The sequence below is a fragment of the Myxococcus llanfairpwllgwyngyllgogerychwyrndrobwllllantysiliogogogochensis genome (genome assembly GCF_006636215.1).
Classification (GTDB): domain Bacteria; phylum Myxococcota; class Myxococcia; order Myxococcales; family Myxococcaceae; genus Myxococcus; species Myxococcus llanfairpwllgwyngyllgogerychwyrndrobwllllantysiliogogogochensis.
This window is the reverse complement of the sequence record NZ_VIFM01000145.1, coordinates 16,420-27,546: the sequence shown is the minus strand read 5'-3', so window position 1 is coordinate 27,546 and position 11,127 is coordinate 16,420. Positions and strand designations below refer to the sequence as shown.

Genomic DNA, 11,127 nt, shown 5'->3' with positions numbered 1-11,127 from the left:
AGAGTGTATAAGAGACAGCGCTCGCGGTGGTGTTGCTCACGGGGGCCGCGCTGCTCATCCGGGGCTTTGGCGCGCTCCAGGTCGTCCGCCCCGGCTTCGATGCGAGCGACGTGCACGTGCTTCGCCTGTCGCTTCCGGAGGGGCGCTATGGCGAGCGGGAATCCCTGGAGCGCTTCCACCGTCAGGTGGAGGAGCGGGTGCGGGCGCTGCCGGGCGTGACGGCGGTCGGCTTCACGCCCGCCCTGCCGATGGAGCTGGGGCCCAGCATGGGCTTCGCCATCGACGGCAAGTTCGAGGGCCGCCTGGACGGCCCTGGCGTGGGGTTTGGCCAGTATCGGCCCGTGTCGCCGGGGTACTTCGGTGCCCTGGGGCTGGAGCTGGTGCGAGGCAGGTTGCTTTCGGACACGGACGTGGCGGGGGCTCCGCACGTCGTGGTCATCAACGAGACGGCCGCGCGCAAGTACTGGCCGGGCGAGGACGTCATCGGCAAGAGCTTGCGTGTGGCCTACACGGTGCCGTCGCTGCAGGACACCGTGCCGCGCGTCATCGTGGGCGTGGTTCGCGACGTGCGCGAGAACGGGTTGGACCGGGAATCGCCCGCGGTGTTGTACGTGGCCTCGGGGCAGGTGGCCCCGACGCTCAACGGGATGCTGGTGCGCATGCTGCCGCAGAACCTCCTGGTGCGAGCCTCCGGGGGGCACGCGGCGCTGGTGGCGTCCGTGCAACGCGAGCTGTGGGCGGTGGACGCGCGGCAGCCGGTGACGGAGTCGCTGAAGCTGGGAGACCACGTGACGCGCACGCTGGGCTCCGAGCGCTTCAACATGGTGCTGCTGGGTATGATGGCGGCGCTGGCGCTCGGGCTGGCCGCGGTGGGCATCTACGGGGTGCTGTCCTATCTGGTGAGTCAGCGCACGCGGGAGATGGGCGTGAGGCTGGCGCTGGGGGCCACGCGCGGCGAGGTGGTGCGGCTGGTGTTCCTCCAGGGCCTGGGCTCGGTGGGCGCGGGCGTGGCGCTGGGCTTCGTGGGCGCGCTGGGCCTGACGCGGGTGGTCTCGGGGATGGTGCACGGTGTCAGCGCGCTGGACCCGTGGGCCTTCGTCACCGCGCCGCTGGTGCTGCTCGCCGTGGGACTCGTCGCCACGTGGCTGCCGGCCCTGAGGGCCTCGCGCGTGGACCCCCTCATCGCGCTCAAGTACGACTGAGTGGAGGGACGGGCCCACGCGCGAGGTCTGCGTGGGCCCCGCGCCTGTCAGCGGATGGCGAAGCCCCAGGTGTAGGGCGTGCTCCGGTAGCGGCAGGTGGTGCCGTCGCTCCAGGCCCAGGTGGAGTCGAGCCGCCCTCCCGCGCAGTACTCGCCCGCGTAGTCCGCCAGGTGCCCTCTTGCCCGGCCCTCGTGGTCATTGTCGCAGGCAATCTCGAGGTAGACGCCGCCTCGCCAGCTGAAGCCCACGCAGCCCATCATGATTTCCGAGCTGGCCGGGCCGTAGGTACCCTGCTTGAAGGCGATGCCCGGTGTGCCGATGGCCATGTTGACCGCGGTGTGGTTCCACGTCTGGGCCGGGTAGGCCTGGACGAAGCCCTCGCCAAAGGTGCGGTTGAAGACGCGAATCTCGGTGAAGGGAACGCACGCGAGTCCGCGAGACCAGTCCTCGCTTCCCACCGTGCCGCGCGAGGTGAGCCCCAGGCTCGTCCTGGCCGAGGCCGCCTGCCAGCCGGCGACGGTCCACCCGCCTCCCTCCGAACTCATGTCGCAGTAGTGCTGCGTGGCGCCGGTGTCACAGGGGTTCAGCGCGTACACGCCGCTGGGCAGGGCGGGGCAGTACTGGTGCAGCAGTCGGCACGAGGCGGGCGCGGCGGTGGGGGACTCGGGGCAGGGCTTGTCGGGGATGCTCGGGCCCGAAGGGTCCGTGCCCGTCGCGGGGTTGCTGGTGACGGACACGATGAGGTCGGAGAAGTTGTTGTTGGCCTGCTCGTGGGCGCGGTCGAAGTCCTCGAAGGCCAGCACGCGCCGCTGCGCGCCCGGGTGGTAGAGCGAGACGAGGTGCCGGCGCTGCGACGGGAGGGGCTCCGGGTTCAGCGCATCCACCGAGTAGTAGGTCGTCCGGCCGTAGTCGACCTGGCCCCAATCCCAGCCGTTGGAGACGAGGAAGAAGCCAATCCGGGTGCCCGCGGGAAAGCGTCCCAGGCGCATGCGGTCACCCGGTGACAGCGTGCCCCCGGAGCCCCAGGCGGAGGCGTTGCCGAAGACGAGGTGCTTCTGCAGGCCCACCGTCGTGGTGGGCGGGCTGCTCTCCGGATAGGTGAAGTAGCCGAAGGCGTTCAGGAACGTCGCGGCCTCCGACACGAAGGTCACCCAGACATCCGACTCCGCGACGACGCGCACGTTGGGGTCGAAGCTCGACGACAGGTACTCCGGATGGTGCACCAGGACGGACTGTCCTTCGGGCAGCGCCAGCTGGATGTCCTGGAGGAAGTCTGCGGGAAGGCTCTCCGGCGGTGCCTCCTCCACGGCGGCGCGGGATGTGGCCAGGGCGGGCGGCGCGGATTCCAGGCTCGCCTCCTCCGAATGACAGCCCCACGCCAGCAACAGACACAGCGGTGACAGCACCCGGCGCACCGGGCGGGACGAAATGAAAGACATGTCAGGGGACTCCCTGGAGGGAAGGGATGGCTCCGCGAGAGCCCCTGGATTGAATGGCAAACTTCGCGTGCCGGCAATTCCGGCCGCGCATGGAATGGAGCGGCTAGGCCGAGCCGGCCGCGAGGTCCTGGAGGACCTGCCAGCGCGCGTAGAGGCGGTCGATGTCGGCGATGGCGCCGTCGAGCTCCTTCTGCACCTCCGCCACCTTGCCACTCTTGCTGTAGATGGTCGGGTCGGCGAGCTGGACCTCCAGCTCCGCCTTGCGCTTCTCGGCCACTTCGATGGTGGCTTCCATACCGTCCAGCTCCCGCTGGTCCTTGTAGGAGAGCTTGGCCGCCTTGCGCGCCTCCGGCTTCGCCGCGGGAGGGGGGGCGACGGGGGCGGGCTCGTCCTTCTTCGGCGCGCCCTTCGCGGCCATGGCATCCGACTGCTCCTTCAGCCGCCGGTACATCGCGTAGTTGCCCTCGTAGCGCGTGACGCGGCCGTTGCCGTCGAACGTCACGATGCTGGTGGCCACCTTGTCGAGGAAGTACCGGTCGTGCGTGACGAGCAGCGTGCTGCCACCGAAGTCCAGCAGCAGCCGCTCCAGCACGTTGAGCGTGACGATGTCCAAATCGTTGGTGGGCTCGTCCAGCACCAGCACGTTGGCGCCTTCCAGGAACAGGCGCGCCAGGAGCAGCCGGTTGCGCTCGCCGCCCGACAGCGCCTTCACCTTCATCCGCTGCATGGGCACGGGGAAGAGCAGGTCGTCCAGGTAGTCGCGCAGCGCGACCTTCTGGTCGCCCAGGTCCACCCAGTCCTCGCCCTGCGAGGCCGCGTCGTACACCGTCATCTCCGGGTCCAACTGCGCCCGGTTCTGGTCGTAGTACGCGACCTTGGTGTTCTTCCCGATGACGAGCTTGCCGCCGTCCGGAGGCAGCTCCCCCAGGATGACGCGCAGGAAGGTCGTCTTGCCCACGCCGTTGGGGCCGACGAGGCCCACGCGCTCGCCGCGCTGGAGCCGGAAGTCCACGCCCTGCAGCACCTTGCGCTCGCCGAAGGACTTCTGGAGCCCCTCCGACTCGATGACGGTGTGGCCCAGCCGGGGCGCGGCAATCACCCGCAGGTCGGCGACCTTGGGGCGCTGGAAGCCCTTCTCCGCCATCAGCTTCTGTGCCCGGTCGATGCGCGACTTGCTCTTGGTGCGCCGCGCCTCGGGGCCCCGGCGCAGCCACGCGACTTCCTGGGCAATCCACCGCTCGCGCTTGTGCTGCGAGACCTCGGCGTTCTCCTGCGCCACCAGCTTCTGCTCCAGGTACGCCTGGTAGTTGCCCGGATAGGACGTGACGCCGCCGCCCGGCTGGATTTCGACGATGCGGTCCACCAGCCCGTCCAGGAAGTACCGGTCGTGCGTGACGAGCAGGAGCGAGCCGGGCAGCTTGTCCAGCTCCTCCTCCAGCCAGTCCACCGTGTCCGCGTCCAGGTGGTTGGTGGGCTCGTCCAACAGCAGCATGTCCGGCCGCGTGAGGAGCGCGCGGGCAATGGCCACGCGCTTGCGCAGGCCTCCCGACAGCTGCGCCACCGGGCGGTCCCAGTCCTTCACGCCCAGCCTGTCGAGCAGCGTCTTGGCGTGGTGCTCGGTGTCCCAGCCGCCCAGCTGTTCGATGCGGTCCGACACCACGGCGAGCTGCTCCATCAGCTTCTCGTGGGCCTCCGGGGGAGAGGCCTCCAGCTTCAGCGCGAGCTCCGCCTGGGCGGCCATCGCCTCGCGCAGGGGGCCCTGGGCCACGGACAGCTCCGAGGCCACCGTGGCGCCCTCGGCGAACTCCGGCTCCTGGGGCAGGTAGGTGACGCGGGCGCCCCGGCGCAGCTGCAGCTCGCCCGTGTCGGGCTTCGCCGCGCCCGCGAGGATCTTCATCAGCGACGTCTTGCCGGAGCCATTCACGCCCACCAGGCCCACGCGTTCACCCTCTTCGATGGTGACGGTGAGGCCCTGGAAGACGGTGCGACTGCCGAAGCTGAGCTGGACGTTGGCGGCACGAAGCAGCGTCACGGTGTTCTGACTCCTGAAAAGGCGAAAGGCGCCCCTCACTGATGAGGAGCGCCTTCCTTACAACCTCGACGTCGCGGTGGCGCGGACTACTTGCGCGCCGCCTGCTCGGCCGCGAGCTTCTCCTTGTACTGCGCCATCAGGGCCTCGGCCTCGTTGCGCGGCACCGGCGTGTACTTGGCGAACTCCATGGTGAACTCGCCCTTGCCCTGCGTCGCGGAGCGAAGGTCCGTGGAGTAGCCGAACATCGCGTTCAGCGGAACCTCGGCCACCGCGGTCACCTGGCCCTCGGCCGTCTCCGTGGAGAGGATGGTGCCACGGCGCTGGTTGAGCTGACCGACGACGGAGCCCTGGAAGTCCTCGGGCGCCGTGACTTCCACCTTCATCATCGGCTCGAGGATGATGGGCTTGGCGGCGGCGTAGCCCTCGCGGAAGCCCATGATGGCGGCCGTCTTGAACGCCATTTCGGACGAGTCGACCGCGTGGAACGCGCCGTCGTTGATGACCACGCGCAACCCGACGACGGGGAAGCCGATGAGGCTGCCCTTCTTGATGGCCTCGTTGAAGCCCTTCTCGCACGCGGGGATGAACTCGCGGGGAATGGAGCCACCGACGATGTCATCGACGAACTCGTACTGCTGCACCGCGTCCGAGGGCAGGGGCTCGATGTAGCCGCACACTCGCGCGAACTGACCGGAGCCGCCGGTCTGCTTCTTGTGCGTGTAGAAGAACTCGCCCTTCTGGCTGATGGTCTCGCGGTACGCCACCTGCGGCTTACCGGCCTGGACCTCGCACTGGTACTCGCGCTTCATGCGCTCGATGTAGATCTCCAGGTGCAGCTCACCCATGCCGCGGATGATGGTCTGCCCGGACTCTTCATCGCGGTGCACGCGGAAGGTGGGGTCTTCCTTGGTGAAGCGGTTGAGCGCCTTGGAGAAGTTGGCCAGGGCGGAGCGATCCTTGGGCGCCACGGCGAGCGAAATCACCGCGTCCGGGACGTGCATGGACGTCATCGTGTAGTTCACCGTTCCATCGGTGAACGTGTCGCCGGAGGCGCACTCGACGCCGAACAGCGCGACGATGTCGCCGGCCGTCGCGTCGTTGATGTCGTCCATCTTGTTGGAGTTCATCCGGACGATGCGCGGAACCTTGACCTTCTTCTGGTTCACCTGGTTGAAGATGAAGTCACCCTTGGTGACGCGGCCCTGGTAGATGCGCATGTACGTCAGCTGCCCGTAGCGGCCGTCTTCCAGCTTGAACGCCAGACCGACGAAGGGCTTCTCCGGGTCGGACTCGAGGATGACCTTCGCCTCGTTGTTCTTCTGGTCCAGCGCCTCGTTGGTCGCCTCCTTGGGGTTCGGGAGGAAACCGCAGACCGCGTTCAGGAGCAGCTGCACGCCCTTGTTCTTGTAGGCGGAGCCGCACATGACCGGCGTCATCTTCAGGGCGATGGTGGCCCGGCGGACGGCGGCGGTGATCATGTCGTTCGGGATGGCGGCGTCGGACAGGAACAGCTCACCGAGCTGGTCGTCGACCTCGGCCACGCCTTCGATCATCTGCTGGCGACGGACCTTGGCCTCGTCCAGCATGTCCGCGGGGATCTCCTCCTCGCGGACGATCTCACCGTTCTCACCGTCGAAGTAGAACGCCTTCATCTGGATGAGGTCGATGAGGCCCTTGAAGCGGTCCTCGGCGCCGATGGGGTACTGGAGCTTCACCGGGTGGTGGTTCAGCTTCTCCTTCAGCTGCGCGGCCACGCGGTCATAGTTCGCGCCGGCGCGGTCCATCTTGTTGACGAACGCGATGCGCGGAACGCGGTAGCGCTTCATCTGCCGGTCCACGGTGATGGACTGGGACTGCACGCCCGACACGGAACAGAGGACGAGGATGGCGCCGTCGAGAACGCGCAGGGAGCGCTCCACCTCGATGGTGAAGTCCACGTGTCCCGGCGTGTCGATGAGGTTGATGTTGAACTCACCCCACATCGCGTACGTCGCGGCGGACTGGATGGTGATGCCCTTCTCACGCTCCAGATCCATCGAGTCCATGACCGCGCCCACGCCGTCCTTGCCGCGGACCTCGTGGATCTCATGGATCTTGCCCGTATAGAACAGGATGCGCTCGGAGAGCGTCGTCTTGCCCGAGTCGATGTGGGCAGAGATACCAATGTTACGAATCTTGTCGATGGGTGCGTTGGCGGCCACGATCCGGTCCTTCTTCTCTTGAAAGTGCCTGAGGGAACAGAGCAGGCGGGGCCCTTACTTCCCACGGGACTTGGTTTCCAGCCAAATCCGCATGACGGTGGGGTCCTATACTCCCACCTTTGTCTACAGATTCGGCCCACCTTATATACAGGGCGACCGGCTTCCCCGCTGCGCGGAGGGGCCGATCCGAATTCTTCCGAGGGTATCTAAACCATGACTGCGAGCGAAAACTTCTCCGTGGCCAGAGCCTGGCTGCACGCCTTCAACGCCCACGACGTGGAGGCGCTGGTGGCGCTGTACGCCGAGGACTGCACCCACACGTCCCCCAAGATTCGGGTGCTGCATCCGGAGACCGGGGGGCAGCTGGTGGGGCGCTCGGCCCTGGGGAAGTGGTGGAGGGAGGCCATCGCCCGGCTGCCTGGCTTGCGCTACGAGGAGACGGCGCTGACGGCGGACGGAGAGCGCGTCTTCATGGAGTACCTGCGCCATGCGCCCGGCGAGGCGCCCATGCCGGTGGCGGAGGTGCTGGAGGTGCGCGGGGGCCGGATTGTCGCCTCGCGCGTGTACCACGGCTGAAACGGCCCCTGGCGCTGGGAATGGGCTAGGGTGGCGCGGCTCCAGAGGAGGACGGACGTGGCGACGAACCCCAGCGCTTTCGACAAGGACTTCGGCTACCTGCTGCCCTTCCTGGACAAGGTCGCCGCCGCCGCGGCCGAGCTTCCGGAGGGCTCCGCCCGCGAGGAGCTGACGCGGTTGATGGCGGAGGAGAAGGTCCGCTGGCAGCGCGCCCGGGAGCTGCTTCGCGGTGCCGCCGGGACAGTCGTGGACAGCGGGGCCGCGCCGCGCGCGCTGGCCCGGTCCTCCGCGGACGAGGTCCACGAGACGGCGCCGAGCCCCTCGGGGCTCACCGTGGGCAGTCTGAAGAGCGTGGGGAGCGTGAATCCTCCCCGCCGCCGCTGAGCCTCAGACGGTGCCGTGCTTGAGGTGGTCCAGCGCGTCGAACGTGGCCGCCTTGTAGGCCTCCGACAGCGTCGGGTAGTTGAAGCAGGTCTCGATGAACAGCCGCGCGGTGGAGCCGGTGAGCATCGCCACCAGCCCCACGTGCACCAGCTCCGAGGCCTGCTCTCCGATGACGTGCACGCCCAGGAGCTTCAGGCTCTCGCGGTGGAAGAGCAGCTTCAACAGGCCGTACATCTCTCCGATGATCTGCCCGCGCGGGTTGGTGGCGAAGGCGGCGCGGCCGGCCACGTAGGGCACCCGCTTCGCGCGCAGCCCCTCTTCCGTCTCCCCGGCCATCGAGACTTCGGGGATGGTGTAGATGCCGTAGGGCAGCACCGTGGCCAGGGCCTGCGGGCCTTCCAACGTGAAGGCGTGCTCCACGGCGATGCGCGCCTGGTCCATGGAGGTGGAGGCCAGGGCGGGAAAGCCGATGACGTCGCCCACCGCGTAGATGTGGGGCACCGCCGTCTGGAAGCTGGGGCCCACCTCCACCTGTCCGCGAGCGCCCAGCTTCACGCCGATGTCCTGGAGCCCCAGGCCCGAGGTGTTCGCCGAGCGACCGGAGGCCACCAGCACCTGGTCGGTGTCCACCTCCTCCCCGGAGGAGAGCGTCAGGCGGATGGGCACCTCGCACGCGGCGGGCACGTCCACCTTCTCCACCGTCTGGCCGAAGCGCAGGCGGATGCCGAGCGCCTCCATGCGCTGGGCGAGCAGCGCGGAGATTTCGTCGTCGAGGAAGGGAAGCACCTCGGGCTTCACCTCCACCAGCGTCACGGGGATGCCCAGCGCGGCGAACATGCACGCGTACTCGCAGCCGATGACGCCGCCGCCCACGACGACGAGCGAGCTGGGGAGCCGTCCAATCTCCAGCACCTCGTCCGAGTCGTGCACGCGGATGTCGCCGAAGGGATACAGCGGAGGCCGGTACGGGGAGGAGCCGGTGGCGACGAGGATGACGGAGCCGGTGAGCAGGAGGTCCTCCGCGCCCTTGCGGCACACCCGCACGGTGTGCGCGTCCACGAACGAGCCGACGCCTTGCAACACCTGGACGCCATGCTTCTGGAGGTTGTGGCCAATGCGCTCGCGCTCCATGCCCTTCACGCGGCGCTCGCGGTAGAGGAAGTCGGAGACGGTGGCCTCGTGGCGCAGCGTGGTCTCCACGCTGTAGAGGCCTCGGGCCTTGAGGCCGGACAGGTGCAGCGCCGTCTCGCGGAGCGTCTTCGAGGGCAGCGTGCCGGTGTTCGCCGCCGTGCCGCCCAGCACCGACTCCCGTTCCACCACCGCGACGCGCTTGCCCGCCATCGCGGCCTGCACCGCGCCCCACTCGCCGGCCGGGCCGGAGCCAATCACCACCAGGTCAAAGTCCACCATGGGGCGAAGGTACGCGAGGCCACGCGACCTTTGAAGTCACGGAAGGAGATGTTCCTCGAAGAAGAGGGCCGTCTTGCGCATCGCCTCGCGCGAGTCCTCCACGTCGTCCGTCAACTCGAAGCCGTGGTGACCCTCCGGAAGCTCCATCAGCGTGAGGGGGGCCCCTCGGCTCCGGGCCTCCTTGACGAAGTCGTCGAGGGCCGCGTTGAGCGGAGGGGTGTCCAGGCCGGCGCGCAGCACGAGCAGCGGCGGCACCTTCCGGGCATTCGCTGCCTTCAGGCCGTCCATGGGCCCGAGGCCCCGGGGCACGTCCGGGCCTCCGAGCAGGGGGTACCACGCCACCGCGCAGCGCAACCAGGCGGGAGGCGCCTTGCTCAACGCGGGAGACAGCCCCCAGAGCCCTCCGGCGGACATGGCCATGAGGCAGACGCGGTCCGCGTCGAGCGGCTCCGTCGCCGCCTGCTTGCGCACGAAGGCCAGCGCCGCGTCCACGCGTTTCTGGAGGTCGGCGACGCGTGTGAGCCACTGTGACTTCTCGATGCCCGTGGACGGGGAGCCCAGCTCCACCAGCGCCACCGCGAAGCCCTGTGTGGCCAGCCAGCGGGCCTGACCGGCGAAGGCGGGCAGGTCTCTCACGAGCGGGGTCAGGTCCGGGTGCAGCAGCCCATGGACCAGCACGATGAGGGGCACGCGTCCCTGGGACACCGCCTCCGGGATGTACAGGTCCAGCTTGTAGTCGCGGCCGCCCGCGCGCGTGTACGTGAGCGCCCGGCGGACCTGCACCTCCTCCATGCCGGGGATGGTGAGGACGGGCCGGGCCTTGGTCCACTCGGGTAGCGGGAGGCCGTGGAGCTCCGGAGGCGTGGGGAGGGCAATCATCGGCGGGCCGAAGGCGGGTACCTCGCCGAAGCCCAGGTGCGTGCGCAGCCATTGGGCCCGGTCCCTGCGCGCGGCGTCGCCCAGCTCATGGCCTCCTTCGTAGACCTTGGCGAGCTTGGGCATCGTGGCCGCGTCGATGAACGTGTTGACCTGCGCGGCGGTGACCCAGGCGTCCGAGCGGCCATTCTGGAAGAAGAGCGCCCGGGGCGCCGCATGGCCGACTCCCACCACGCCGTCGAGCACCGCCATCTTCCGCACGAGCTTCGCGAAGTCCTCCTTGGACATCGCGTTGGCGAGCTGCTTCTCGTTGTCCAACTCCATCTCGCGGATGCTCTTGGAGTAGTCGCCCACGCCATTCATCAGGACGAAGGCGCGCAGCCGGGGCTCCACGCCCGCGAGGGCGCCGCCCACCATCGCGCCCATGCTGTGGCCCACGAAGCCCAGTCGCCGAGCGTCGACCTCCGGCCGCGAGGCGAGCAGGTCCACCGCGCGCCGCATGTCCACCAGCATTTGAAGGGACGAGTCGTAGATGGCCGCGCCCTTGAGCGAACCACGCCAGGGGGCCGGGCGGACATGGGGGGCATCGACCAGCAGCGACACCACGCCCGAGCGGGCCAGGAAGAGGGCCTCGTCGAGGAACTCGTTCTTCGAGCCTTGTCCCCAGTGCAGGAAGGTGAGGCCGGCGAATGGCCCGGGGCCCGGGGGCGTGACGAGGTAGGCGGGGACGCGTCCGCCCTTCGGGCTGGCGTACGTCAGCTCCGTCACCGTGATGTCGCCGCGCCGCTGCGCGCGGACCGTCTTCACGTCGAGCGGCGCCTTCGCGTCGTAGTCCGTCACGCTCCGCAGTTCGCCGAGGAGCGTCGCGGCGGCGGGCTCCTGTTCGGCTCGGGCCGAAGGAGTGGTGAGCAGCGCCAGCAGGAGGACGAGGTAGCGCGGAGCGGGTCGATACCGGGTCATGGAAGCGCCTCGGCTTCGGACTGCGGGCCTCCCTGGAGTGGGAGGGA

The 11,127-nt window shown here is 68.9% G+C and carries 8 protein-coding genes; 3 read left to right on the top strand and 5 right to left on the bottom strand.

Features of this window, described 5'->3' with window-relative positions; all coding sequences use genetic code 11:
- Positions 1–26: 26 nt before the first annotated feature.
- Positions 27–1,202, top strand: a complete 1,176-nt coding sequence (locus FJV41_RS29850) for an FtsX-like permease family protein (protein WP_246137503.1) — start codon at positions 27–29, stop codon at positions 1,200–1,202.
- 47 nt (positions 1,203–1,249) lie between these two features.
- Here the strand turns inward: FJV41_RS29850 and FJV41_RS29845 are convergent, their stop codons facing one another.
- The 3 genes from FJV41_RS29845 to fusA all read right to left on the bottom strand — a co-directional run bounded on the left by FJV41_RS29845 (position 1,250) and on the right by fusA (position 6,874).
- Positions 1,250–2,641, bottom strand: coding sequence for a fibrinogen-like YCDxxxxGGGW domain-containing protein (locus FJV41_RS29845; protein WP_141645977.1), 1,392 nt, complete (start codon positions 2,639–2,641; stop codon positions 1,250–1,252).
- A gap of 103 nt (positions 2,642–2,744) precedes the next feature.
- Entirely contained in the window at positions 2,745–4,673 is a 1,929-nt protein-coding gene (locus FJV41_RS29840) for an ABC-F family ATP-binding cassette domain-containing protein (protein WP_141645976.1), read from the bottom strand.
- An 86-nt stretch (positions 4,674–4,759) separates the two neighbouring features.
- The gene (fusA, locus tag FJV41_RS29835) at positions 4,760–6,874 is read right to left on the bottom strand and encodes an elongation factor G (protein WP_141645975.1); all 2,115 of its coding nucleotides are present in this window, start codon (positions 6,872–6,874) and stop codon (positions 4,760–4,762) included.
- 213 nt (positions 6,875–7,087) lie between these two features.
- Between fusA and FJV41_RS29830 the strand changes: the two genes are divergently transcribed.
- Positions 7,088–7,450 (top strand): nuclear transport factor 2 family protein, encoded by a 363-nt coding sequence (locus FJV41_RS29830; protein ID WP_141645974.1) that lies wholly within the window; start codon positions 7,088–7,090, stop codon positions 7,448–7,450.
- Between the two features lie 57 nt (positions 7,451–7,507).
- A complete protein-coding gene (gene encD / locus FJV41_RS29825; RefSeq protein WP_141645973.1) occupies positions 7,508–7,834 on the top strand; it encodes an encapsulin nanocompartment cargo ferric reductase EncD in 327 nt (108 codons plus the stop codon).
- A 3-nt stretch (positions 7,835–7,837) separates the two neighbouring features.
- Here the strand turns inward: encD and sthA are convergent, their stop codons facing one another.
- Positions 7,838–9,244: a Si-specific NAD(P)(+) transhydrogenase gene (gene sthA / locus FJV41_RS29820; protein ID WP_141645972.1), complete on the bottom strand. Its 1,407-nt coding sequence runs from the start codon at positions 9,242–9,244 to the stop codon at positions 7,838–7,840.
- A gap of 36 nt (positions 9,245–9,280) precedes the next feature.
- Positions 9,281–11,080, bottom strand: a complete 1,800-nt coding sequence (locus tag FJV41_RS29815) for an alpha/beta hydrolase family protein (protein ID WP_141645971.1) — start codon at positions 11,078–11,080, stop codon at positions 9,281–9,283.
- Positions 11,081–11,127 lie beyond the last annotated feature (47 nt).

Excerpts from the sequence above, each read along its gene's own strand:
- FJV41_RS29845 (WP_141645977.1), bottom strand. The coding sequence starts at position 2,641 with ATGTCTTTCATTTCGTCCCGCCCGGTGCGCCGGGTGCTGTCACCGCTG.
- FJV41_RS29815 (WP_141645971.1), bottom strand. The coding sequence starts at position 11,080 with ATGACCCGGTATCGACCCGCTCCGCGCTACCTCGTCCTCCTGCTGGCG.
- sthA (WP_141645972.1), bottom strand. The coding sequence starts at position 9,244 with ATGGTGGACTTTGACCTGGTGGTGATTGGCTCCGGCCCGGCCGGCGAG.
- FJV41_RS29830 (WP_141645974.1), top strand. The coding sequence starts at position 7,088 with ATGACTGCGAGCGAAAACTTCTCCGTGGCCAGAGCCTGGCTGCACGCC.